Annotated in this window: 27 protein-coding genes and 1 tRNA gene; 23 read left to right on the top strand and 5 right to left on the bottom strand. The window is 50.3% G+C overall.

The window, feature by feature from the left end; all coding sequences use genetic code 11:
* The first annotated feature begins 212 nt into the window (after positions 1–212).
* From AC5JMP_RS25205 to AC5JMP_RS25195, 3 genes are all read left to right on the top strand, one after another.
* Positions 213–926, top strand: a complete 714-nt coding sequence (locus AC5JMP_RS25205; protein WP_495854256.1) for an SDR family oxidoreductase — start codon at positions 213–215, stop codon at positions 924–926.
* Between the two features lie 76 nt (positions 927–1002).
* Entirely contained in the window at positions 1003–1713 is a 711-nt protein-coding gene (folE, locus tag AC5JMP_RS25200) for a GTP cyclohydrolase I FolE (protein ID WP_495854255.1), read from the top strand.
* Between the two features lie 50 nt (positions 1714–1763).
* Positions 1764–1946 carry a hypothetical protein gene (locus tag AC5JMP_RS25195; RefSeq protein WP_495854254.1) on the top strand — a complete coding sequence of 61 codons (183 nt, stop codon included), beginning with the start codon at positions 1764–1766 and terminating at the stop codon, positions 1944–1946.
* Here the strand turns inward: AC5JMP_RS25195 and AC5JMP_RS25190 are convergent.
* Positions 1926–3641, bottom strand: coding sequence for a potassium channel family protein (locus AC5JMP_RS25190; RefSeq protein ID WP_495854253.1), 1716 nt, complete (start codon positions 3639–3641; stop codon positions 1926–1928). The genes AC5JMP_RS25195 and AC5JMP_RS25190 overlap by 21 nt on opposite strands.
* Positions 3642–3848: 207 nt before the next feature.
* Here AC5JMP_RS25190 and AC5JMP_RS25185 point away from each other — a divergent pair, with 207 nt between their 5' ends.
* Complete coding sequence (locus AC5JMP_RS25185; RefSeq protein WP_495854252.1) at positions 3849–4181, top strand: hypothetical protein; 333 nt, start codon at positions 3849–3851, stop codon at positions 4179–4181.
* Between the two features lie 83 nt (positions 4182–4264).
* On the opposite strand, the gene AC5JMP_RS25180 is transcribed toward AC5JMP_RS25185, so the two are convergent.
* Positions 4265–4720, bottom strand: coding sequence for a DMT family transporter (locus AC5JMP_RS25180; protein ID WP_495854251.1), 456 nt, complete (start codon positions 4718–4720; stop codon positions 4265–4267).
* Between the two features lie 216 nt (positions 4721–4936).
* Here AC5JMP_RS25180 and AC5JMP_RS25175 point away from each other — a divergent pair, with 216 nt between their 5' ends.
* The 11 genes from AC5JMP_RS25175 to AC5JMP_RS25125 all read left to right on the top strand — a co-directional run bounded on the left by AC5JMP_RS25175 (position 4937) and on the right by AC5JMP_RS25125 (position 15033).
* Positions 4937–5431 (top strand): MarR family winged helix-turn-helix transcriptional regulator, encoded by a 495-nt coding sequence (locus AC5JMP_RS25175; RefSeq protein ID WP_495854250.1) that lies wholly within the window; start codon positions 4937–4939, stop codon positions 5429–5431.
* Positions 5432–5561: 130 nt separating this feature from the next.
* Positions 5562–7652, top strand: a complete 2091-nt coding sequence (locus AC5JMP_RS25170) for an ATP-binding protein (protein ID WP_495854249.1) — start codon at positions 5562–5564, stop codon at positions 7650–7652.
* A 48-nt stretch (positions 7653–7700) separates the two neighbouring features.
* Positions 7701–8075 carry a response regulator gene (locus AC5JMP_RS25165; protein ID WP_495854248.1) on the top strand — a complete coding sequence of 125 codons (375 nt, stop codon included), beginning with the start codon at positions 7701–7703 and terminating at the stop codon, positions 8073–8075.
* 5 nt (positions 8076–8080) lie between these two features.
* A complete protein-coding gene (locus AC5JMP_RS25160; RefSeq protein ID WP_495854247.1) occupies positions 8081–10012 on the top strand; it encodes a response regulator in 1932 nt (643 codons plus the stop codon).
* Between the two features lie 89 nt (positions 10013–10101).
* Positions 10102–10857, top strand: coding sequence for a phycocyanobilin:ferredoxin oxidoreductase (locus AC5JMP_RS25155; RefSeq protein ID WP_495854246.1), 756 nt, complete (start codon positions 10102–10104; stop codon positions 10855–10857).
* Between the two features lie 342 nt (positions 10858–11199).
* Positions 11200–11718 (top strand): C-phycocyanin subunit beta, encoded by a 519-nt coding sequence (gene cpcB, locus AC5JMP_RS25150; protein ID WP_495854245.1) that lies wholly within the window; start codon positions 11200–11202, stop codon positions 11716–11718.
* 94 nt (positions 11719–11812) lie between these two features.
* Positions 11813–12301 (top strand): C-phycocyanin subunit alpha, encoded by a 489-nt coding sequence (gene cpcA, locus AC5JMP_RS25145; protein WP_495854244.1) that lies wholly within the window; start codon positions 11813–11815, stop codon positions 12299–12301.
* Between the two features lie 226 nt (positions 12302–12527).
* Positions 12528–13346, top strand: a complete 819-nt coding sequence (locus AC5JMP_RS25140) for a phycobilisome rod-core linker polypeptide (RefSeq protein WP_495854243.1) — start codon at positions 12528–12530, stop codon at positions 13344–13346.
* A 295-nt stretch (positions 13347–13641) separates the two neighbouring features.
* Positions 13642–14511: a phycobilisome rod-core linker polypeptide gene (locus AC5JMP_RS25135; RefSeq protein ID WP_495854242.1), complete on the top strand. Its 870-nt coding sequence runs from the start codon at positions 13642–13644 to the stop codon at positions 14509–14511.
* Between the two features lie 53 nt (positions 14512–14564).
* Positions 14565–14819, top strand: a complete 255-nt coding sequence (cpcD, locus tag AC5JMP_RS25130; RefSeq protein WP_495854241.1) for a rod-capping linker protein CpcD — start codon at positions 14565–14567, stop codon at positions 14817–14819.
* A 140-nt stretch (positions 14820–14959) separates the two neighbouring features.
* Positions 14960–15033 (top strand) — tRNA-Cys (locus AC5JMP_RS25125).
* 18 nt (positions 15034–15051) lie between these two features.
* Here AC5JMP_RS25125 and AC5JMP_RS25120 read toward each other — a convergent pair.
* The 3 genes from AC5JMP_RS25120 to AC5JMP_RS25110 all read right to left on the bottom strand — a co-directional run bounded on the left by AC5JMP_RS25120 (position 15052) and on the right by AC5JMP_RS25110 (position 17044).
* A complete protein-coding gene (locus tag AC5JMP_RS25120) occupies positions 15052–15993 on the bottom strand; it encodes a DUF6816 family protein (RefSeq protein WP_495854240.1) in 942 nt (313 codons plus the stop codon).
* A 99-nt stretch (positions 15994–16092) separates the two neighbouring features.
* On the bottom strand, positions 16093–16572 hold the full coding sequence (locus AC5JMP_RS25115) for an NUDIX domain-containing protein (RefSeq protein WP_495854239.1): 480 nt from the start codon (positions 16570–16572) through the stop codon (positions 16093–16095).
* A gap of 28 nt (positions 16573–16600) precedes the next feature.
* On the bottom strand, positions 16601–17044 hold the full coding sequence (locus AC5JMP_RS25110) for a GNAT family N-acetyltransferase (protein ID WP_495854238.1): 444 nt from the start codon (positions 17042–17044) through the stop codon (positions 16601–16603).
* A 1078-nt stretch (positions 17045–18122) separates the two neighbouring features.
* Between AC5JMP_RS25110 and AC5JMP_RS25105 the strand changes: the two genes are divergently transcribed.
* From AC5JMP_RS25105 to AC5JMP_RS25070, 8 genes are all read left to right on the top strand, one after another.
* Positions 18123–18728 (top strand): cell division protein SepF, encoded by a 606-nt coding sequence (locus tag AC5JMP_RS25105; protein WP_495854237.1) that lies wholly within the window; start codon positions 18123–18125, stop codon positions 18726–18728.
* A 119-nt stretch (positions 18729–18847) separates the two neighbouring features.
* On the top strand, positions 18848–19648 hold the full coding sequence (gene proC, locus AC5JMP_RS25100) for a pyrroline-5-carboxylate reductase (RefSeq protein WP_495854236.1): 801 nt from the start codon (positions 18848–18850) through the stop codon (positions 19646–19648).
* A gap of 124 nt (positions 19649–19772) precedes the next feature.
* Positions 19773–20072, top strand: a complete 300-nt coding sequence (locus AC5JMP_RS25095; protein WP_495854235.1) for a GlsB/YeaQ/YmgE family stress response membrane protein — start codon at positions 19773–19775, stop codon at positions 20070–20072.
* Between the two features lie 54 nt (positions 20073–20126).
* On the top strand, positions 20127–21584 hold the full coding sequence (locus AC5JMP_RS25090; protein WP_495854234.1) for a BCD family MFS transporter: 1458 nt from the start codon (positions 20127–20129) through the stop codon (positions 21582–21584).
* Positions 21585–21586: 2 nt separating this feature from the next.
* Complete coding sequence (locus AC5JMP_RS25085) at positions 21587–22465, top strand: inositol monophosphatase family protein (RefSeq protein WP_495854233.1); 879 nt, start codon at positions 21587–21589, stop codon at positions 22463–22465.
* Between the two features lie 192 nt (positions 22466–22657).
* A complete protein-coding gene (locus AC5JMP_RS25080; protein WP_495854232.1) occupies positions 22658–22975 on the top strand; it encodes a hypothetical protein in 318 nt (105 codons plus the stop codon).
* A gap of 4 nt (positions 22976–22979) precedes the next feature.
* On the top strand, positions 22980–23456 hold the full coding sequence (locus tag AC5JMP_RS25075; protein WP_495854231.1) for a DUF4168 domain-containing protein: 477 nt from the start codon (positions 22980–22982) through the stop codon (positions 23454–23456).
* 129 nt (positions 23457–23585) lie between these two features.
* The gene (locus AC5JMP_RS25070) at positions 23586–24590 is read left to right on the top strand and encodes a carbohydrate kinase family protein (RefSeq protein WP_495854230.1); all 1005 of its coding nucleotides are present in this window, start codon (positions 23586–23588) and stop codon (positions 24588–24590) included.
* The last annotated feature ends 255 nt before the right edge of the window (positions 24591–24845 follow it).

Here is a 24845-nt window from a genome sequence, read left to right as displayed (position 1 = left end):
GCACTTTGTATGTCTATGAGAATTATCAGCTGTTCAAAGGCTTATCTTTCTCGATTGTTCAGGTGTTCTTAACCTGCATCACAGATCAGTAGCGTAGATTGGGTTCTTGGAGTGCCTAGGTTTCCCTAAAAAGCCTTTGGATTCCTTAAGTTTAAGCCAGTCGTCAACTGGCAGGTTGTTCTGGCGAATTCGATCGCTCTTCGGAAGGTTTCATGACAGTCTTGACTCAACATCGTGCTCTGATTACAGGCGCAAGTAGCGGAATTGGCAAAGCAACTGCTCTAGCTTTTGCCAAGGCGGGGATTGATATGGCGCTGGTTAGCCGATCGCGCACCGACCTAGAAAAAGTTGCCCAGGAAGCAGAGGGTCGAGCGGCAGTCTATCCGCTTGACCTGTCTGTCGTTGGTCAGGTAAAGGCGGCAGTGAGTGCGATCGCTGCCGAGTTTCAGCCGACCATTCTGATTAACAATGCTGGAATGGGCTACACGGGTGACTTGCTGGAAACTTCTCTGGAAGACTGGCAGCGGGTGATCGACCTTAACCTAACCAGCGTCTTTCAGTGCATTCAGGCAGTACTGCCTGGAATGCGACAGCGACATCAGGGCATGATCATTAACGTGACCTCGATCGCTGGACATCAAGCGTTTCCCGGCTGGGGAGCCTATAGCGTCAGCAAGGCAGGGCTAATTTCTCTCACCAAAATACTTGCCGTTGAGGAGAGAGCCAACGGTATTCGCGTCGTCAATGTCTGCCCCGGCTCTGTGAACACTCCCATCTGGGATACAGACACGGTGCAAGCTGATTTCGATCGCTCCAAGATGCTGACCCCGGAAGCGATCGCTCAGTCTATTCTTCATGCTGCTCTGCTTCCACCCCAGGCGGTCATTGAAGAAATCATCATCATGCCTAGTGCGGGTGCGCTTTAGGCATGACTAAGAATCTTTTTACGGATTCATATTCGTAGACTCATACTGACTTTCTCTTTGGAGTTTCATTCCGGTTATGACTATTGCTTCTAATGGAATCAACGGTGCAAGTAGTATTGGTGAGGAGCAACCCGAAAGCCCAGTTGCGCTTCAGCCTCGTCCCGATCGCGCCACAATTCAAGGTCGTGAAGCCAAGCCTCAGTCCCCTCCTCCAGTTGATCAAGAGGGCATGATGGGTGCCGTGCGGACTATGCTCCTAGGCGTGGGAGAAGATCCAGAGCGCGAGGGATTATTGAAAACGCCAAAGCGCGTCGCTGAAGCAATGCGTTTTCTCACAAGCGGCTATGACCAGTCGCTTGAAGACCTGGTTAACGGCGCGATTTTCGATGAGGGACACAACGAAATGGTGCTGGTTCGAGACATTGATGTCTTTAGCCTCTGCGAACACCATATGCTGCCATTTATGGGCAAAGCTCATGTTGCCTATATTCCTAACCAAAAAGTGGTGGGCTTGAGCAAGTTGGCGCGAATTGTGGAGATGTATTCTCGCCGTTTACAGGTGCAAGAGCGTTTGACGCGACAAGTTGCAGAAGCGGTGCAAGAAATTCTTGATCCGCGAGGCGTGGCGGTAGTGATGGAAGCCACCCACATGTGTATGGCGATGCGAGGTGTGCAAAAGCCAGGATCTTGGACGGTGACGAGCGCTATGATTGGCGTTTTCCAAGAAGACTCCAAAACGCGGGAAGAGTTTCTCAGCCTGATTCGTCACCGACCTGCCTTTTTCTAGGATAAATTTTCAGAGCGAACAATAGCACTATCTGCTCTGAAAAACCAGGTATGAGCTATGCCACTCTGCAAAATACTGCTGAAGTGTCCACCGATCGCCCCCTACCGAATGACACCGCGGTATTGTTGTGGAGTGTGAGGAAAGAGTTAAGCAAAAAGCTTCTGGGGTCGAAACATGGACAGACTCCCAGAAGCTTTTTTAATGCTGATTTTTCAGCCTATCGATCGCTTTAGTTGCTTGCCCAGCGCGATCGGCTCGGTGCGCCACAGCATTTCCAAATTTTTTGCCGGAATCGTTAAATACAGCACGTCGCCTACGCCTAAGTCAACATCCAGCAGATTCCAGCCGTGGGTAGTTTGCCGTTTTGTTTCTAGGTAAAGCGGCACAAAATCTGCATCCATTGCCACGTTCTTGATGCGCTTGCCGCAGAACGGGTGATCGAGCGTGATCACTGTGGCGATCGACACCCACAAAATTCCAGCCGTCATGCCGTTCCCTAAAATGCGACCGCCCAACGCCGCCGCCGCGAAGGACGGAGCTGCCAAGTCAGCCGGACTCAAGACAGCCTCAAACTCAAACACCTGCTGAGCTAAGGGCGCGAACTGGGGATTTTGGCTGCGAACAATCACCGGAATTTTGGGCGCAATGCCCTTTGCGGTCAGGGCAATTTCTAAATTTGTCACGTCATTGCTGGTAACGGTGATCAGGGCAGAGGCGCCAGCAAGCCGTGCGGCCTGCAACGTCGTATCTAGGTTTGCCTCACCATGAATCACAGGCACCCTGAGCGATCGGGCAACATTCAAAAATCGGTTGTTCAAGTCTCGCTCAATCACAACAACTTCGCAGCCGTTGGTTCGCAACTGCCGAATAATTTGTACGCCCACACCCCCCAAACCGCAAACCACATAGTGATGGCGATGGGGCACCCGTGCCGTGTTCCAAAACTGCTGAAGCCTTGTGCCTAAGACAAAGTCGTTGAGCAGGGCATAGAATAAGCCGATGACCGCTGCGCCCACTAGCATCATCACGACCGTGAAGATTTTAATGTCTAGAGGAGCCTGCTCCATCACGCCTTCATTCCCTCCGGCTCCGGTAATTAGACCCACAGAAAAGTACAGGGCATCGATCGCCGAAATTCTGGAGTTGGCGGTCGTGTAGGTGAGCGTTGCGGCAAATATGGTGAGCAGCAAGATCAGCGTAATCATCACGGTGGGCTGAACATGGCGCTGAAAATGCCGCAGTCCCAAAATAAAACCAAAAAACCTTTGATTCAGAGAGCTGTGTCGGGGTCGCATTTCGGGCTTGCTAGCGACAATGAGACGATCGCCCGTCTGCAAATGCTTGTTGCAGACCACTGCCGACACCAGATCCATTTGATTGTGGGCTGGCAGATAGTAGATCAACATTCGCGATCGATCTTCCCAGAGTTCGCTCAGCCTACGACCGCGCCAGGAATGGGTTTCGTCAATCAGCTCTTCATGGATCGGCCAAATTTGATTGAAGAGGCGCAGTTGACCGATCGCCCGATTGCCTGAGGCCGCAAAGGCAAACACCGGAGCCGCCAAAGCCGCGACGCTCATAGAAAAATGGTCGGGTAGGGTTTGGTCGAGACGATCGCCCAGGCTGGAATTGAACAAACGGTTAATGATGCGGATTTTGGGATTGAGGACGCGGGCTTGCGTCAAAGTCGCCAGGTTAAGCGAGTCATTATGGGTTGCCAGCACTAGCGTCTGGGCTTCTTTAATACCCGCCGCCAGCAGTGTGGCTGCCGAACCCATATCGCCAATCAAAATATCATCTCCCGGCATCTCGTGGTTTGAGAGAGGGCGATCGTGAATTCCTGTGACTTTGGCTCCCTGCTGCTTCAGCAAGCAAAAGACCTGGTAGCCTGTACGACCCAAGCCACAGACAATAATTCGGGGTTTCATAAATGAAGAGCAGTCAGCGCTATTAAAGCTGATCAGAAAAGCTGACCCGTAAAGCTGACTAGAGGCTTATTGTCAGTGACCCAAAGACTTGAGAACTGTAGCTGACAACACGGTGTTGCAAAAGTTAAAGAGCCTGGTTTGCGATCGCTCCCCTGGGGCACACTGATTGGGCATAATGACGATACTTTCCCATTCCCCCATTTTCTCATGCGTACTCCCTCCAAAGGTCGGATTTTGCCTAAGATCAGCACCATGCCGCGTCAGCAAACTGAGGCAGCGGCAGTCTTAGATCTGTATAAATTGGCGATCGAGAAAAATCGGCTTCAGCAAGAGCTACAGGATATCGAACTGCGGCGACTGCAAATTCTCAGCCGTCTGACGGTGTTAGAAGGTCAGGTTGATAGCCTGGAAGCTAAAGCTCACCAGATGCGTGACTCGATACCTGTGGACAGTTTGCTGCCCGTAGATGGTTCGCTGCCCAGAGCGCGATCGAAACCCTACCCGGCAGAAGAATTTGACCTGCTGTTTTTAGAATATTAGCTCTCTTGCAGAGTAGAGTCTTGGGGTTAGGTTTTGTGAGGCTATGCTCCACAAAACCTGATTTGCAAAAGGTCTATTGAGATCTACCGTTTGACATACGCCACCAGGGAAACCCCCAAGACGACCAATACAACTCCTGCGATGCGGGTTGGGCTTGCCGGATATTTCGCCAGTCCGATCGCACCATAGTGATCGAGGAAAAGGGCTGCAATCATCTGACCCGCAATGGTCAGTCCAAGGGCAAGAGCGGCTCCAATTCTAGGGGTGGCAAAAATGGTTGACCACACATACAAAGTTCCTAAACAGCCGCCAACCCACATCCACCAAGAGGTCTGAACAAGCGAACCCCAGGCAGGAACGGGATATCGCGCCAAGAAACACAGCGTGAGCGATGCCAATGTGCCCACGAGGTATGAAATAAACGTCACCTGCATTGGTTCTCCCACGTAGCGCCGCAGCACTGTGTTCAGCGCGACCTGAACGGGTAGAACCGCTCCGCCCATAAGAGCCGCCAAAAGATAAATTGTCCGCCCGCCCATCTTGAACTCTCCTGCTAATTTGTCTTGAAGATAAGATACTTGATGTCAAGATTATAGCTTTTATTTTGATGTCAAGATATCTAGTGTCAAGATATTTAGGCAATACAGCAATTTTCAATTGCATAGACTACAGTTATTTTTGTAGAAGCCCTGCGGAGCAAGGCTTCTACAAAAATAATCCACACTTAATCAAGCGCAAAGCGCTGTAAGTCAGAAATGGATCGTGATCGAGTCGATAAGATTTTGGCGGAGTGGCAGCGCGAGCGCCCTGATTTAGATGCTTCACCGATGGCGATCGTCGGACGAATGACGCGATTAGCCAAGCACTTAGAACGAGCGATTCAAGAAACGTTCTCAGAGTTTGGTTTGAATGTCGGCGAATTTGATGTGTTGGCTACCCTCCGTCGCGCGGGTCAGCCTTATCAGCTTTCACCCACCGCATTATTTAATGCGCTGATGGTTTCATCGGGAACCATGACCCACCGGATTGACCTCTTGGAAAATGCCGGATTGGTGAAGCGCATTCCTGCTCCTGGCGATCGGCGAGGCACTCTCATTGTCCTCACAGAGACAGGCTTTGAGCTGATTGAAAAAGCTGTCGAAGCTCACATTGCTAATGAACATCGCCTCCTCAGTATTCTGGATAAGTCAGAGCGTGAGTCGTTGACCCTTCTGCTTCGCAAACTCCTGCTGTCCTTTGAAGGAGAGTAAAGAATGCCTATTAAGTTTTGCAATATTAACCTGATAAAACTTGAACTTTCGATAGGTTAAGTAAAGAAGAGCAATACTTTCTTGCATTAGCTTTCTTACATTTTTCTTGCATTAGCTTGCATTAGATTGAGTGCCCAAGCCTAGTCAACAATTGAGTGCAAAAACTCATCAGCGGCAAAATCAGAAGCGGCAGCTTCAGCCACTGCTGGAAAATCTGCACGACGCGATCGCCCTGATCAACAATCAGGGCAACTTAATTGACGTGAATAAAAGAGCCTGCCAACTCTTCGGTCTGTCTCGTCGGGCGCTGATGAAGCGATCGTTCTCCTCTTTTCTGACCGCTTTTGAGCGTGAGTCGTTTGCTCAAAGTCTTCGATCTGGACAATCTTTGATCGGAGAACTCTGTCTATGCAGTGCAGATCGCGTTCAGCGAGAGGTAGAGTACAGCCTCACGCCAAATATATTGCTCGACTCCCATCTGTTGCTACTGCGCGATATTAGTCAGCGTAAGGCAGATATGGCGGCTGAGCTGCGACGACAGCGGCAGCGAATTGAGCTGTTCTCGGAAGTGACGCTCAAAATTCGGCAGTCCTTGCAGCTCAAAGAAATTTTGCACACCACCGTCACAGAAGTGCAGCGAATCTTACAGGCCGATCGCGTCCTGATCTACCAGGTGTTTGCCAACGGCACCGGGAAAACTATTAGCGAAGCCGTGTTGCCAGACTATCCCACCATTTTGGACTTAGAGTTTCCCGAAGAAGTTTTTCCAGAAACCTATCAACAGCTTTATGCTCAGGGGCGGGTGCGGGCGATCGCCGACGTCCAAGATTCAACCTTTGGGCTGGCAGACTGCCTGGTGGAATTTGTCGAGCAGTTCCAGATTAAAGCCAAGCTAATTGTGCCGATCGTCCAAGTCCATCCTCAAGCGCTATCGGATCAGAATCAGCTTTGGGGGTTACTGATTGCCCACCAGTGCAGCAGTCCACGCCATTGGGTAGAGTTTGAGCTGGAGCTAATGCAGCAGCTTGCCGATCAAATTAGCATTGCCCTGGCGCAGGCACAGTTTTTGGAGCATCTGGAAGAAGTTGTGGAAACCCGCACGGCGGAACTGCAAGAGGTAAACCGCAGCCTACAGCAAGAAATTACCGATCGCAAACAGATCGAGGCGGCGTTGCAGCAGAGTGAAGAGCAGTTGCGCCTGATCACGAATGCTATGCCTGTGCTAATTGCCTATGTGGATGATCAGCAGCGCTATCGCTTTAACAACAAAGCCTATGATGACTGGCTGGGGCAGTCTCCCGACGCGATTTACGGTTCGCATCTAGCTCAAGTTTGGGGTGTGGATTGCTATCCGCAAATGCAGCCGCAGATCGAGGCAGCGCTGTCTGGGCAGGTTGTCGCCTACGAGAATGAAATTGTGTTGAAGAATGGCAATCGCCGCTCCGTAGACATTACCTACATTCCGCACCGGGATGACCAGCAGCTTGTGAAGGGCTTTTTTGCGCTGACGAGCGACATTAGCGATCGCAAAGCCATTGAGCGCATGAAGGATGAATTTATCTCGGTGGTGAGCCACGAGCTGCGAACGCCGCTCACTTCTCTGCACAGCGCCCTCAAAATTCTGGCGACCGGACGGCTGGGCACGCTGTCTAATGAAGGGCAGCAAATGTTGGCGATCGCGGATGACAGCACCGAAAGGCTTGTGCGGCTGATCAACAGCGTTTTGGACTTGCAGCGGATTGAGTCGGGTCAGGTGATTATCGATCGGCAGATCTGCGATGCGGCAAATTTGGCAATCCAGGCAGCAGAAGCAATGCAGGCTTTGGCACAGCAGCATGGAGTGAGTCTGGTGACACAGCCCCAGAGTGTCTCAATTTGGGCGGATGCAGACTATATTTTGCAGGCGCTGACGAATTTACTCAGCAATGCCATCAAGTTTTCACCGCAAGGTAAAACTGTCTGGTTAACCCTAGAGCAGGGGCAGTCTGAAGTCATATTTCGCGTGCGAGATGAAGGGCAGGGCATTCCTGCCGATCAGCTTGAGCGAATCTTTGAGCGATTCCAGCAGGTTGATTCTTCCGATTCGCGCAAAAAAGGAGGGACAGGATTGGGGCTGACCATCTGCCGCAAAATCATTGAGCAGCATAACGGCAGAATTTGGGCAGAGAGTTTTCCTAAATATGGCAGCATTTTTTCATTCACTGTACCTGTTCTTGAATGAGTAGCATCTACATTCTATTTTCGTATCCTTTGCGATCGCCCCACCATCATGCTCTCCAAACGAGTCTTAATCATTGATGACGAAGAAACGATTCAAACGGTGGTGCAATTTGGCATCAAACTAGCGGCAGGTTGGGAAGTGTTGACCGCCAGTTCTGGACTCAAGGGCATTGAGACGGCACAAGCTGAACAGCCCGACGTGATTTTGTTAGACGTGATGATGCCAGATATGGACGGTATTGCCACGTTTAAAGAACTCCAAGCGCATCCTGAAGTTCAGAAAATTCCTGTCATTCTCTTGACGGCAAAGGCTCAGACGGCAGAAAGGCGTCAGTTCAATGATTTGGGGGTCAGCGGTGTGATTACCAAACCGTTTAACTCACTGGATTTGCCAGAACAAATTAGTCGAATTCTCCATTGGTAGCGGCAATGAAAATTTTGCTTGTAGAAGATGATGAGTCTCTGATCGCCCTGCTGACTCGAAGCCTAGTTGCCCAGCGCTATGTGGTTGATGCCGTCAAAGATGGCGAAATGGGCTGGAGCTATGGCTCTACATTTGAGTATGACCTGATCCTCATGGATTTGATGCTGCCTAAGTTAGACGGCATTAGTCTCTGCCAGCGGTTTCGCGCCGAGGGATACACGACTCCGATCATGCTGCTCACAGCTCAGGACAACAGCACGGCAAAAGTGCAGGGATTGGATGCCGGAGCCGATGACTATGTGGTCAAACCTTTTGACCAGGCAGAACTCATTGCCCGGATTCGGGCGCTGCTGCGTCGAGGCAGCACCCAGCCGTTTCCGCTGCTGACCTGTGGCGACTTGCTGCTCGACCCCAGCACTTGTGAAGTTAGCTATGATGGGCAGCCGCTGATCTTGACCACCAAAGAGTATGAGCTGCTGGAACTGCTGCTGCGGGATAGCCAGCATGTTCTGAGTACAGATGAAATTCTCGATCGCCTCTGGTCTTCTGAGAAGTTTCCCTCGGAAGCAACGGTGCGTTCTCATATTCGTCGGTTGCGCCACAAGCTGGTGGCAGCGGGTGCCCCTTCAGATTTCATTGCCACTTTGCATGGACGGGGATATTACCTGAAGGCGCTAGAGCCAAAGACAGAAGAGGCGACGATGCCTCACCTCAAAGGTGATTTGGCGGGCGATTTGGCAGGCGGTTTGGCGATCGCCAGCACCTCATCAGAAACGTCTCCATTCTTTCCCATCTCCCAGCCAGATTCCCAGCGGCAGTACCTCACCTTCCTCAACGAAACTTGGGCAACGACTCAGCCTAAGTGTCTGGCTCAAACTGAGATTTTGCTGCAAGCCGCCGCAGAGTTGCAGGGCGATCGCCTCAGTCACCCGCAGCAGGTTCAGGCGCAGCAAGTCGCACACAAGCTAGCGGGTACGCTGGGAGTCTTTGGACTTACTCAAGCCATGCACCTCTCACGCCAGCTAGAGCATTGGTTGGGCGAAACGCTTCACCCCAAACAGGCGGAGCTGATGCAGACTTTGGCGATCGCCCTCCAGCAGGAGATTAAAAACAATCGGACGATTCAAGCTCCTCAGATTGTGGGGAGAGTGCCGTTGCTGCTGGTCGTTAGCACCGATGCTAAATTCAATCAATCTCTGATGCCTGTCGCGATCGATCGAGGCATTCACATTAGAATTGCGCCAGAAATTGCGCCAGAAATTGCGTCATTGGAGCCAGCAGAGGAGCAATCTCCCGATGTCATCCTCTTTCGATTTCCTGACGGTTCGCCTAAAGATCCTGATCGATGTAGCACCATAGACGATCTTTGGAAAACGTTACAAACATGGGTACACCGTCATCCTGCGCTGCCAATTTTGGTAGTGGGCGATCGAAGCGAGTTGAGCGATCGACTCAAGATTGTGCGATCGGGTGGAAAACTTTTTCTAGAACCCTCAGCTGTTCCAGATCAGGTCATTTCAGCGGCAGTTCGTCTATTGCGTGGTTCTGACTCACCCGCCAGGGTGATGATTGTGGATGATGATCAGAATTGGCTACGAATGCTGCCAACGCTGTTGAAGCCCTGGGGATTTAAGGTCACAACCTTAGCCGATCCGCAACAATTCTTAACGGTGTTACAGTCCGTCATGCCTGATCTGCTGGTACTCGATGTCAATATGCCCCAGGTGAATGGGTTTGAACTGTGTCAAATCCTGCGCAGCGATCCCGATTGGCAGCGGTTGCCAGTATTATTTTTAAGTGTGCTAACTGATGCCGCTAGCCAAAATCAGGCTTTTACAGTGGGTGCAGATGACTATCTCTGTAAACCTATTATGGGCGTGGAGCTTGCCAACCGAATTCTTCGCCGATTGCAGCGGGTGCGGGCTTGGGCAGGCTAATTTGCGCCTTTGGTCGCTCGCTGCCCTGCACAAATTTTGCACGAAGAATGCGTCAGTGTAAATATTAATCCTTTAAGTTAAATAGCAGCATGTCGAAGTCTCTACAAAAGCCCACTCAAATGTCGTTAAGAAATCAGCAGCATCCCCTGATCTGCCGCTTGGCAGATTGCATTGAAGAAACCTGGCATCAGCACCTAGAGCTTTCCCCTTATTCTGTTCCAGAGGATTTGGGCTACATTGAGGGCGCTCTGGAGGGCGAACGGCTGGTGATTGAAAATTACTGCTATCAGGCTCCTCAATTTCGTAAGCTGCACTTAGAACTGGCTCAGGTGGGAACTGGACTAGATATCTTACATTGCGTTATGTTTCCCAATCCTGATTATGCACTGCCTATTTTTGGGGCAGATCTGGTGGGTGGACGCGGGGGTGCCATTAGTGCGGCGATCGCCGATCTCTCTCCCGTCAATGCCGATCGATCGCTACCAGAACCCTATCGTCAGGCACTCTCGACCCTGCCAACGCTTCAATTTTCGCAAGCGCGCGCCTTGCCAGAATGGGCAGACATTTTTTCAGAGTTTTGTCTGTTTGTCCGTCCGATGGGCGTGCTGGAGGAAGATATGTTTTTGCAGCGAGTGCGTGACTTTTTGACGCTGCATTGTCAAAACGCCAGTCTTGCAACTCCGCTCACTTCTCAACGGGAGATTGCTAGCGCCATGGCTGGGCAACGCTATTACTGTACGAAGCAGCAGCAGAATGATAAGACTCGGCGAGTCTTGGAAAAGTCTTTCGGTGCTGAGTGGACCGATCGCTACATGACTACTATGCTGTTTGACTATGCCACCTGAGTCGTACGCTTTGCAAAGCGCCATTTGGAAAACGTTATTTCAGAACCCAGCTCGCCACTCTCTTAATATTTTTTAATCAATTCTCCTTTTACGCTTCTAAATTTGCACAAAATTTGCACAAATAGATTGCTTTAATCAGGATTAGGTTCAAACCCACTGAGTAGATCAATCCTGTTGGGATGACGCTCTCCTTAAAAGTATTCTCCTGACGTTGCTATGACATCGCAAGCTCAACTTGCAGTGCAATGCTTCTTTACTCAAAATGATGGTGTTTAATTAACCTTCATGACTGGGCTTGAACCTTTTCTAATTCACACATCAACATGATTAGGAGATCTTGAAATGTTAGATGCGTTTACTAAAGTAGTTTCTCAAGCAGATACCCGTGGCGAGTACATCAGCGGTGGTCAAATCGATGCGCTGAAAAACATGGTGGCGGAAGGCTCCAAGCGTATGGATGTAGTCAACCGGATTACCTCAAATTCATCGACGATCGTGGCAAATGCAGCCCGCTCTTTGTTTGCAGAGCAACCTCAGTTGATCGCTCCAGGCGGCAATGCTTACACCAGCCGTCGAATGGCTGCTTGTCTGCGTGACATGGAAATCATCCTTCGCTATGTCACCTATGCAACCTTTGCGGGTGATGCTAGCGTCCTCAACGATCGCTGTCTCAACGGTCTGCGCGAAACCTACCTAGCACTGGGCGTTCCGGGGGGTTCTGTGGCGGCAGGCGTGAACAAAATGAAAGAAGCCGCGATCGCTATTGCCAATGATCCGAATGGCGTAACCCGTGGCGATTGCAGCAGCTTGATGGCTGAGCTAGGCGGCTATTTTGATCAGGCAGCATCGGCAGTCGGCTAGTCGTTGCTCTGATTTCTAGTGGTTCTGATTTTTAACGGCTTGTACTTTTCTAACTTGTTTTGTAACTCGCACATTTTTTGGAGGAATAACTCGCATGAAAACACCTTTAACCGAAGCGATCGCTACAGCAGATTCTCAAGGACGCTTCCTTAGCTCCACTGAAGTTCAAGTTGCGTTTGGGCGTTTCCGTCAGGCGGCCGCTAGCCTGGATGCAGCAAAAGGTCTGAGCGCTAAAGCTCAAACCCTTGCAGACGATGCTGCCAATGCGGTTTACAAAAAGTTTCCCTACACGACTCAGATGCAGGGTGCTAACTTTGCCTCAACGCCAGAAGGAAAGGCTAAGTGCGCGCGCGACGTGGGCTACTACCTGCGCATGATCACCTACTGCTTGGTTGCTGGCAGCACAGGTCCCCTGGATGACTATCTGATTGGCGGCATTGCTGAAATCAACCGCACCTTTGATCTGTCTCCCAGCTGGTACGTTGAAGCGCTGAAGCACATTAAAGCCAATCATGGTTTGAGCGGCGATCCTGCTGTGGAAGCTAATTCCTACATTGATTACGCCATCAATGCCCTGAGCTAGACTCGACTGCCCAGATCTTTAGCCGCTTCTGTAGAGGAGGTTTTCTAAAGAGCTGGACATATAGCTATCGCCAGTTTGCTTAGGACATTTTGGGTGGGGCGCTTCGCGCCCCACCCAAAATGTCCCCGTCCTAACCTCTAAGGCGGTTGCTATAGGTCTTTATCTGGGTAAAGTCTTCGCTTTCCTATTGAAATGCTCTCTTATTAAAACGATATGGAGATCAGTCATGACGAGTTCTACGGCAGCGACGCAGCTGGGATTTGAGCCATTTGAGGGCACATCTCCCGTTGAGTTACGGACAAATTGGACAGAGGGTGATGTGCAGACGGTGATTTATGCTGCCTATCGCCAGGTTTTTGGCAATGAGCATTTGATGCAGAGTGAGCGCCTGACCAGTGCAGAATCGCTGCTGCGTCGCGGCAACATTACAGTTCGGGATTTTGTGCGGGCGCTGGCACAGTCTGAGCTGTATCGAAAAAAGTTCTTTTATTCGACGCCTCAAGTTCGCTTGATTGAGCTGAATTATAAGCATTTGCTGGGTCGTGCACCCTATGATGAGTCGGAAATTGCCTATCATGTCGATCTCTATACTGAGAAAGGGTATGAGGCGGAGATCGATTCCTATATTGATTCGTTGGAATATCAAGAAAATTTTGGCGAATCTGTGGTTCCCTATTACCGGGGTTTCGCAACTCAGCGTGGACAGAAGAGCGTGGGCTTTAGCCGGATGTTTCAGCTCTATCGGGGCTATGCCAATAGCGATCGCGCTCAGGGTAAAAACAAGTCTGCTGGATTAATAAGCGATTTGGCGCGTAATGTTGCCTCTCCAGTGCAGACCGCGACCTTTGGTCGGGGTTTGACGGGTACGGCAGGGGGCGATCGCGGTCAGCTTTATCGGGTACGCGTGACGCAGTCGGGGAGCGGGCGGACTCCACAGGTTCGTCGGAGTGTGAAAGATTATCTCGTTCCTTATGATCAGCTTTCGTCTACTTTGCAGCGGTTGAATCAGCGGGGGAGTCGGGTAGTGAATATTTCTCTCGCGTAAGCGTTTAGCCTGAATTTCTCGCCTAAACTTGGAAGAGAGCCAACAGCCTTTGGGGTTTCCCCTACACCCCTAGCAGGGGATGGGCGCGTCCCCCACATACTCTCTGCATGAGGGTAGTCAGGGGTAAGGATTTTTTGTTGCGCGGGCTTCGCCCGCGCAACAAAAAATCCTTACTTAAGTACCGCTACCTGCATAAGATGGGAGATGGCTGGGAGAAGTCGCGTTGCATGGGTGGGGCAATCGGGCATTAATGGCTTGTAGGTTTGCAAATTAATAAGAGAAGGAGTTTATATCCGTGGCAATTACAACCGCAGCTTCCCGTTTGGGAACGACTGCTTTTAGCGAATCTCGTCCGATCGAGTTGCGTCCAAACTGGACTTCTGATGATGCCCAATCCGTCATTCGAGCGGTGTATCGTCAGGTCTTGGGGAATGATTACTTGATGCAGTCAGAGCGTTTAACTAATCTAGAATCTTTGTTCACCAATGGTCAGCTGACCGTTCGTGATTTTGTCCGGGGATTGGCAAAATCTGAGTTGTATAAGACAAAGTTTTTGTATCCTCACTTTCAAACTCGTGTGATCGAGCTGAACTTTAAACATCTTCTGGGTCGTGCTCCCTATGATGAGTCTGAGGTGACTGAGCATCTCGATCGCTATCAAACTCAAGGATTTGAGGCAGACATTGATTCCTACATTGACTCAGAGGAATATGAGCTAAATTTTGGCGATGCGATCGTTCCCTACTACCGAGGGTTCTCAACTCAAACGCAGCAAAAGACAGCTGGATTTCCTCGGATGTTTCGTCTCTATCGGGGCTATGCGAATAGCGATCGCGCTCAGCTCGGTGGCTCTAGCTCTCGTCTGGCAGGCGAGCTGGCTCGGAACAGTGTCTCTGCGGTAATCGCACCTTCAGGGAGCGGCAATGGCTGGGCTTACCAACCTTCTAAGCAGGGAGTGGCTCCTAACCGGACGTTTGGTCGCTCTTCGACAGGATCGACCGATCGCCTCTACCGCATTGAGGTCGCTGGAATTAGCTTGCCCAGATATCCTAAAGTTCGTCGCAGCAACAAAGAGTTCATCGTGCCCTACGAACAGCTGTCTAACACCCTCCAGCAAATCAATAAGCTGGGCGGTAAGGTTGCCAGCATTACCCTTGCCCAGTAAGACACTCAGTAAAAGCTCGCTCAGTAAGAACTCACTCAGTAAGGAGCCACCTCATGTTGGGACAATCCGCATTGACTAAAGCCTCTAGCTCTACTTCAGATGGCCGCATATTTGTCTATGAAGTGGCAGGGCTGCGGCAAAATGAGCAGACGGATAAGAATAGCTACGCCGTGCGCAGCAGCAGTACTGTTCTGATTCAAGTGCCCTACAGCCGCATGAATAACGAGATGCGCCGGATCACTCGCTTGGGCGGCAGAATTGTTGACATCCGCCCCCTATCTGAGCCGGAACCTTCAGCAGACATCTAGAGCTGTTTTTTGAAAGATCCGCCGAGCGGATCTTTCAAAAAACAGCGGGGTAGTCCTCAAAATGTAATGACTTTTACATGGAAATGAGTCGTTTTTCTAGGTTGCCTCGGTAGGTCTACTTATGCTACTCTTAGCGATCTGGGCTAGTGGCGAAGTGGTCTAACGCTTCGGTCTGCAAAACCGACATTCCCCGGTTCAAATCCGGGCTAGCCCTTCAAGCATCATCACCCTCTCAGAAGTTTGAAATCTGATCGGTGTCCCTGACAAACTCTAGTTTGTAGCGATACAAAGCCACAGGCTGCGGTTCACCCAAGAAGTTGCCGTTGGGAATGGTCTTGAAATAATTTGGATCTTGAGGAGAGAGGTAAATTGCGGTTACCTGATCTGCTTCAATTGCTATTGCATCATCCTCAGAAGCATCGGCAGAAGTATCAGCAGAGTGATGCAGATAGGCTGTAGTATTCTCCACTTCGTTGAAATAGAGTTGTGGCGTGCCTCGAAACTCTTGCTGAAACACTTCCGTGGTGATGAAGCGATCGTCTGTGGGCGCTTCAACTGCCCGTCCGATGACGGTAGAAATAAGCTGGCGTTCGCTAAACAAGGCTTCGGTTGATTCACCGCGCAGCAGCGTGATTTGGCGATTGGGGTTATTGGGATCAACTTTTACGGCAAGGATGGCGCGATCGCCCAGATAAGCTTTTGCCAAACTCATGCCGTTAAAGGCGCGATCGGAAATAATTTGCTTCCCTCCTCGATTTAGCACTAGCGAGAGAAGGGCATCAATACCTTTAGTTTCCGCCTCTATGAAGCGAACTTTGAAGGCGATCGGCTGATTCAGAAACTGGCGATTGCTTTCATATCCCGGCGTAACAATGTCGGGGGCTAGGGGAGCCGCCATACCCAAAAGCGTCGTTGTTACCGTCCAGTTGCCTTCAAACCACTCAGGGTAAACTAAATCTCCTCGTGAAGGCTGCACGGGAGGTTTACTCTGCCAGTTAGGATACTGGGACAGGCGAGCCGATAAGGGAGAAGCGGCTTGAGCGCTGATTTCGCTAAGGGCACTAATTTCGCTAATTTTGTAGGAACTAGAGGAATCTGCTTGGGCTATGCCACTACAAAATAGCCACAGCGCCAGCAAACTGGTGATCCAAACTATGCGCCATATCCATTTCATAAAAAGTTCTTTTCTAGCCAGAAAGTTAAGATATCTGTCTTCAGCAAAATTGCAAACATCGTAGAGCGCTACGGCTCCATCAGAATATTCATCTAATATTTACCCAAACTTGGTATGACGCACCACCAAATGCAGAGGTACTTCTTCAAGATGGGTCAAATGTTGTGCAATGCCTTTGGGATGGAGGGTGCGATCGCGCAGCAGGCTCAATTCTCGCCAAACAAGCTTAATATTGTCATGTTCTTTGTGCCAGAGCGTACGTGCGATCGCCAACTCCTCTAGAAGCCGACAAACATGAAACAGTCCTAGCTGATGATACAAATGTCCATCTGAAGGATAAAAGTTTTCGCAAACGCAGCAGAGCTTGCCCACTTCAACGGCAAGATCATACTCTTCCTGAAACTCACGCACGATCGTCTCAGCTGCCGTTTCGCCAAACTCAATACCGCCCCCAGCAAACCGATAAAATGACTCAGCTCGATCGCATTGCACCAAGAAAAAGAGGCGATCGTTGGCTTCTCGTCGGGCAATAATTCCAGCCGCTTTAAGGCTAAGTTTCTGAAGGTTCAGGTTCTGCATCTCAGGTTCAGTGATCCCTAACAGCTCGTCAACTCAAACGATTGGTCAATGATCGCGACCCTGTATCTTGCCCGTGATAAACCCACATGGGTTCAGTTTGTCCAGCGCGCTCAAATCCACATTTTTTGTAAAACTCGATCGCTTCACTATCGGCGACTAGCATTTGCTGATGAAAACCACGGTATTTTTCCATCAGCAGGCGCATAATTTCTGCGCCAATGCCTCCAGCTTGATACTTGGGATGCACAATCAGATGTGGAAAATAGACAACCAGATAACCATCGGATATGGCGTTGCCCAACCCCACCAAACGCTGATATTCCCATGCCGTCACCAGCGCATGGGAGTTGTGGAGCGCCTGAATCAACAGATTCGGCTTGCTAGCAGATGACCACGAATTGGCAACGTAGAGGGGCAAGACGTCGTTTAGGTCGGGCTTCTTGGTGTCTGAAAAGGTGATGGAGTCAAGCATTGCACGGATCTTCGCTTCGCTTTAGCTTACCTCACATTTTGCACCTAGCGGCTGAAACTGCAAGCCAACTGAATAAAGCTTATCGACACAGGCTGAGAGCCTATGTTGCTCATAATCTAATCAGTAAACCTACGAACTTAAAATTAAGCCAAGCTTCTAAATCTCAGTAAGATTACCCTTGAAGCAATCCGGCTTTCAACGTTAAATGGTCTTTCTGATTTTTAATCGGTATCCGGACTCTGAATAGTATCCGGAATAAACTATTTTTTTTAGAAAATAGTTCAAAAGGCAACTCATGGAGTATACTCTACGGGTGGTATTGGAATCCCTAGGTAAACGCTACATATAGTACGTCTAGCCTAGCATATCCAGTAGTATGTTTGCTCTTCTAGGTTTTGGACAACTCTACTACAATCAAAAATCGTTAGATTCAAAAGCTTTACTTAACGGTTGAGGAATGCTTTTTGCACCTAAAAGCTGGAAAGCAGGTTATCAGGCGGCTAAGGGAATCTTAAGAATCACTTTAGATTTCATTGATTTAATTTGAGGGCTAAATCTCCTATATTGAGCAGTGCTTGAGCAGTCCTGAATTCCTGAGGAGTTAGGGTAGGCGATCGCCTAGATAACTAAGAGTTATCGGTTTTATATCTATCTATATCGATTTAGGTGGCGCTTCCTGACACTCTCAGTTTGTTTTCAAGATTTGCCTTTTTTACGTTCCTGAAAGTGTTGATCTCAAACGGTTTCTGCTTAATATCAGCTTAGGCTTTTCATTTGAGAAATTTGATGTATACTGATGACTCAAATCGGAGAAGCAGAGATGTATTAGGGTGCAGCCTCTCAAGCAAAATGTTCTGGGATTTCCCTGTGGCTAGCATGGTGCAGTCACAGAAAAGATTCTAAAACTTTGTCTCATGAGGTTTTGCTGAACTGTCTTTTCTAGGGTGTTCCTGTTGCTTGGTCTTATCTCTAGTTAGCTATTTCTATCTGTGGTTGTCTTGTTTAGGGCACCAGCTTTAACTAACCAGCCCTAACTGAATTTTGATTAAACCTTAGTTGTGATGATGGAGCGTGGATTGTGAACAGCATTTTTTCAAAGTTGAGGGATTTCGTTGGACTGAACGATCCTGTTGACTATGAATATGAATATGCCGAGGTAGACGGCGAAGAATATAGAAATCTTTATCAAGAAGAGCATCCTCAGCCTGTGCAACCACAGCAAGAAGAGGAGCCTCGGCGACGCAGCGCCAGCAGCAGACTTCGGGATCGCAGCATTCTTTCTAGTGAGGTAAATATGGGTTCACCTGTGAGCAATGTAATCGGAATGCCCGGTGCGGCAAATGGTATGTCTGAAGTGATGGTGATGGAACCACGCACCTTTGAGGAAATGCCGCAGGTGATTCGCGCTCTGCGGGAGCGCAAGTCTGTGGTGTTGAACCTGACCATTATGGATCCTGACCAGGCGCAGAGGGCTGTTGACTTTGTTGCTGGCGGTACCTATGCGATCGATGGTCATCAAGAGCGGATTGGCGAAAGCATTTTTCTGTTCACTCCAAGCTGTGTTCAGGTCAGCACGCAGCTCGGCGGTATGGCGGATATTGCCATGCAGCAGGCTCAAATGCGCAATCGTCCCATGACTTCAACGCCCGCTTGGCCCGCAGAGCAGACTGCCCGCATGGCTTAGGTTTAATCGAGATCTTCGATTGGTTAGCGCTGGGTTTCTTGCAAGGTTAGCGATCGATCTCAGATCGATCGATCGCTCCTTACAAGAAACCCTTCAGTTTTTGGAGCTTGGAGGTGTAGTTGTCAGCAAAGCTTGGAATTATTGGGGGCGGGGTTATGGGCGAAGCCCTGCTGTCTCGCCTCATTGATCAGAAGACTTATCTATCTAGCGAAATCTTGGTGAGCGATCCGCAAGCTCAACGCCGAGATTTTTTGTCGTCTCAATACGGAATTGAAACCACATTTGACAATCAGGCTGCCTTGAGCGCAGAAACCCTGCTGCTTGCCATTAAGCCCCAGGCTTTTGATGCTGTAACGGCTACTTTACAAATCACGAAGACCGAACAAATCGTGCTTTCGATTTTGGCAGGTACTCCTCTCAGTCGGCTAGAGTCTGTATTCTCTGGACAGCCAGTAGTCCGAGCCATGCCCAATACGCCCGTCACGGTGGGTGCTGGAATGACGGCGATCGCCCCTGGCAAACACGCCCAGGCTTCCCATCTGCAAGTGGCGCGTCAGGTCTTTGCGTCCGTGGGTGAAGTGGTGGAAGTGCCTGAAGCTCTAATAGATGCCGTGACAGGGCTATCTGGGTCGGGACCTGGATATGTTGCCGTCATGATTGAAGGTCTGATTGATGGTGGAGTAGCGGCCGGATTGCCGAGGGCGATCGCCACTCAGCTTGCCCTTCAGACGGTTCGGGGCACCGCTGAACTATTGCAAACCTCTGGAATGCACCCTGCCGAACTCAAAGATCGCGTCACCAGTCCGGGTGGCACTACGATCGCCGGAATTGCCCATCTGGAAAGCGTCGGCTTCCGATCGGCTCTGATTGAGGCAGTGAAGGCGGCGTATCGGCGATCGCAGGAGTTGGGCAGTCCATAGGCTTCTTGCGTAAATTGTTGCGCGATTGTTGCGCGGCAGAGCTGCGCAACAATTTACGCTTTTAAATAAGGCATTCATGCAAGAAATCTAATGCGAAGATAAGGCAAGAGGATGAGTGAATGGCATGACGGACAGTCTAATTAATCTCCTGATCAAATTAGTGATCGCGATCGCTTGTGGCAGCATTGCCAACATCCTAGTGCCGCGACGCATTCCAGGCGGATTAGTGGGATTGATTCTGATTGGTCTGGCAGGAATTTGGCTCGGCGAGTGGGCATTTGCGCTGTTTAGAAAAGAATTTGGCATCAACTTTGCATTTCTTTACTGGCAAATCCAGGGGGTGTTAGTGGTTCCTGCCATCGTGGGATGTGCGATCGTGCTGTACCTCATCAGTGCATTCGTGCGCTGGGGTAGATTTGAATAAGCCACGCTCATCCAAAGACTTCACCATCTAAAATCCACAATCGCATGAAGCCCTATGGCAATTTATAACTCATCTGATTTTTACGCGCCTCAGTCTGAAGCTGAAGCCCTCCCTCGGATCACGCTATTCACAATGTTCCGGCTGGGGCTGTTTCAAGTTGGGCTGGGCATGATGTCGGTGCTAATCTTTGGTGTCCTGAACCGGGTGCTGATCCGAGAGCTAGGCGTTCCAGGGACGATCGGCGGTCTGATTCTGGCGCTGACGCTATTTGTGGCTCCAGCACGGGTTTGGTTTGGGCAAATGTCTGACACCAAGACGCTGTGGGGGTACCATCGCACGGGATATGTGTGGATTGGCGCAGTTTGTCTGGCGATTCTGGCAGCAGTCTCAGTGCAGGTGATGTGGCAGTTAGGCAGTAGCCTTCAGGCGGTCGGCTGGACAACTCCCACCTATCTCTGGACAGGACTGCTGGCGATCGTCTTTGCGCTGTACGGTCTGGCGGTCAGCGCTTGCTCTACGCCCTTCACCACGCTGCTGGTGGATGTGTCAGATGAGGACAATCGCTCTAAGCTGGTGGGCATGGACTGGTCGATGCTGATTGGCGGCACGATCGTCGGGGCGATCACCATCGGCGTTTTGCTGAAAAAGCTGACTTTGAATGCACCGATCGCCGAATTGCAGTCTTCCATCAATCGTCTATTTGCGATCGTGCCTCTTGTGGTAATTGGGCTTGCCTTCCTGGCGACCTGGGGCATTGAGAAAAAATATTCTCGATATGCCGCGCGGCTGGCAGCGCTCAATGCATCGGCAGCATCTTCAGATTTGGAGCCATCGCGCATCGGGTTAGGACGAGCCTGGAAAATCTTGACGGCTAGCCGCCAAACGCGCCTGTTCTTCACGTTTCTCTGTCTGATGACGATCGGACTCTTTATGCAAGATCCTGTCCTAGAAAACTATGGCGGTGATGTGTTCAGCATGGAAATTGGTGAAACGGCTAGCCTCAACGCATTTTGGGGCACAGGCACCTTAATCGGGCTGCTCCTTTCAGGCTTCTTGCTGACTCCGCGCATCGGCAAACGCAATACGGCAAAACTGGGTTGTCTGCTAGTGGTGGGTTCGTTAGTAGGCGTGGTGGGCTTAGGGTTTACCCACAGTCAGGCTTTGCTGAAGCTGGGGCTGCTGATTTTTGGTCTAGCTTCTGGCATTGTCACTACGGGTGCGCTGAGCTTAATGCTGGATCTGACGGCTGCCGCTACCGCCGGGACGTTTATCGGGGCATGGGGGCTGGCGCAGGCTTTTGCCAAAGGAGTTGCCACCGTGTCAGGCGGGATCTTGATTGATTTGGGTAAGCGGCTGTTTTCTGATCTGGTACTGTCCTATGGGCTGGTGTTTTTAGCGCAGGGTATGGCTATGCTAGCTGCCGTCTGGTGCTTGCGCCAGGTGGATGTGCAGGAGTTTCGCACGAGTGCCAGACAGGCGATCGCCAGCGTTCTGAAAGCCGAGGCAGATTAAACATGGACTGGAGTGAGATTCTCAATTTTGCTGAAACGGTGACCGATCGCGTCGGCGTTCAGCTCCTCAAAGACTTTGGGCACGCTCAGGCAAATGCCGTCGAAAAAACGGACGGCAGCCTGGTTACTCCCGCCGATCAGTGGGCAGATGCAGAGCTGAGATCGGCGATCGCTCAAGCTTTTCCCGATCACGGCTTTTTGAGCGAAGAATCAGAGCATATTTTCCCGGAAAACGACTGGTGCTGGGTGATTGACCCGATCGATGGCACCACCAACTTTGCGCGGGGGCTACCGCTTTGGGCAATTTCTCTGGGGCTACTCTACAAAGGCACACCTGTTTTTGGCTATGTGCATCTGCCCCCCTTACGTCAGTCTTTTCACGGCTTTTGGTGCGGTGGAACGGACACAGGCTCGGCGGCAAGCCCTTCGGCAGTCAATCCGGCAGTTAATCTGGCGATCGACCCTTCCCTCATAGACTGCCCCGTAGGTGCATTTCTCAATCATCAGCCCGTTCATCCTCGCCGCGACATCCCCTCTGGCAACCAATTTTTTAATATCTGCGCCCGCAGTACAGCCGTTTTGCAGCAACCTTTACCTTGCAAGGTTCGGATGTTGGGAGCCTCGACCTACAATCTGCTGACGGTGGCGGCAGGTATTTCGCTGGGCGGCGTAGAGGCAACCCCCAAAATTTGGGACATTGCTGCGGTCTGGGCGATCGTTAAAGCTGCGGGTGGATCTTGGGTTTCACTCGATCCAGAGCCGATTTTTCCGTTGCAGGATGGACAAAACTATGGCAGTCGAGCCTACCCTACGCTGGTGGTCAGCCGTGCTGAGCTGGTTCCTATTTTTCAGCCAATCGTACGGTTCTTGGGGAAAACATAGCCCGCCTTGGGGAAAACATGACCGCAGGTTGAGGCAGCTTCAGGAATTTCGCCTGTCTCAAAGCTGATGATGAAGAATTTTGTCAGGAGCTAGAATTGAAAAATAGATCAGACAGATGATTCCGTAACGTTCTGGCATCACAGACCTACAGGATCTACTGTCCAAAATCTAAAATCTAAAATCCAAAATGGTATGAGTTTTTCTGCCCTAGTGCCAACGCTCCTGGCTATCGTAATTCTGATTCTGCTTTACCTGCTGCTGCGAGAAATTGGGCGGCGCTCCCGATCGCCGAGAGGCACTTCAAGATCCGTTCGTTCTAGACAGCCACGATCGCCTCGATTGGGATCAGCGAGTCCTGCATCCCGTCGCAGACTTTTGAGGCTTGTGAATGGCAACGAAAAAACTGCGATTCGATTAGTATCAAACTTGAAGGAGACCCATCCTGAACGTAGCGAACAGTGGTGTTGGGAGAAAGCCATCTATGACTTAGAGAGAGACAGAAGAGCCTAGAAACATGGTGCGATCGCAAAAATACCGAAATCTCTCTCTCACCCTACAAAACTTCTGTAAGCTAACGATCCTCACCTTTAGCCTCATTAGTCTTTTGATTGGCTATCCAGTCGGTTACATACTGAATAATTCATGGGCCTGGGCTGATACCCTGCCGATCGAGACTGCCCCTGAGGTCGCACCTGATTCCAGTCGGACAGGCTTAGGGACGGATGCTATTTCTGCTGAAAAAGTGGGTCAATTTGTTCGGGCATATCTGCATGTAGTGACGCTGATTGAACAACGCGAGGGCGAAATTCAGGGTGCAGAAACCGATGCTGAATCTTTGCGAGTTCAGCAAGAAATCGAAGCTGAAGCGATGGGTTTAATTGAGGCTGAGGGGCTAACGCTCCAGGAATATATGCAGCTCCTGAGCTTAGCCAATATCGATCCAGAATTTGGCGATCGCATCGCGCTTCAGCTCCAAGAGGCGATCGATTAGGTATCTTTTAGGGGTAATGCTCTGGACATATTGATGTTTTTGCAAGGAGCGCTCCGCACCCCTTGCAAAAACATCAGCAACATATTTGAAACACTACCCTTTTAGGTATCTCAAAGATGCCTCTTGCCCATGACCCATCCACGCGTTCTTTGCCTTGGCGAAATCTTGTGGGACTGCTTGGCAGACCAGATTTCTACAACGGTCGATCAGGTGACATCTTGGACGCTCTATGCCGGGGGTGCCCCTGCTAACGTTGCCTGTGCATTGACAAAGCTGGGCACTTCGGCAGGGTTTGTAGGCTGCATTGGCGAAGATAGGTTAGGAGAACAGCTCGTCGAGCTATTGCAAGAAGCTGGGGTCGATCGCAAAGGCATACAGCGCCATGCGTCTCATCCGACGCGCAAGGTTGAAGTGCTGAGAAATGAGGCAGGCGATCGCCAGTTTGCAGGCTTCGGCGATCGCAATACTTCAGAATTTGCAGATGCCTTTCTTCAGGCGGATTTGATTCCTGCCGAGCTATTTGAGAATGCCGAGTTTTTAGTGCTAGGCACGCTGGGATTGGCTTATCCAGATACCGCTCAGGCGATCGCCCGCGCCATGGCTCTAGCAAAGCAGCATTCTCTCAAAATCGTGATTGACGTTAATTGGCGACCGATGTTTTGGTCAAAGCCGGAGTTAGCCAAGCCAATTATTTTGGCATGGGTTAAGCAAGCTGACTTTCTGAAGCTCTCAATCGAAGAAGCCGAATGGCTGTTTGACTCTACAGATGCTGGGACGATCGCCCGTTCCCTGGGCGCTCATTCTACAGGCAATGTGGGCGTGCTAATCACTGCTGGGGCACAAGGCTGCACCTACTATTTCAGTCATCCTAGCGGTGATCTAGAAGGTAAAGTGCCTGCCTTTTTGGTAGAAGTTGAAGACACAACGGGAGCTGGAGATGGGTTTGTTGCAGGGTTTGTTCACCAACTCTGTCAGCAAGGGCGATCGGCACTTTGTGATTCAGCGATCGCTGAGACGATTGTGACCTACGCTAATGCGGTTGGTTCGCTGACCACAATGAGGTCAGGGGCGATCGCGGCTCAGCCTACTGCGGTTGAGGTGAAGGCTTTCTTGTATCTCAATCCTGTTCTGTAGCTGTTTCCCATCAAGCTGCGGCTTGGCAAATTAAATGCCTCAACAGAATAATTGACCAAGCCCAAATTGTTGAGGGTGGTTCCTTGGCTCTTTGGGTCGTTTGTTTGTTAAGCAGCAGTTACGCTGTATGGCTTAGATTTATCTGCAAAAATCAGCCATATTGGCAGTTGTAAAATGTTTTGTAGTTTAAGCATTTCTTTAGAAGTTTTGCCCTATGACCGCAGATAATAGGCATTAAAGACGATGAACTCAGTA

The sequence above is a fragment of the Drouetiella sp. genome (assembly GCF_059504425.1).
Note: the sequence above shows the minus strand (reverse complement) of the source record. Positions and strands in the feature narration are given on the sequence as shown.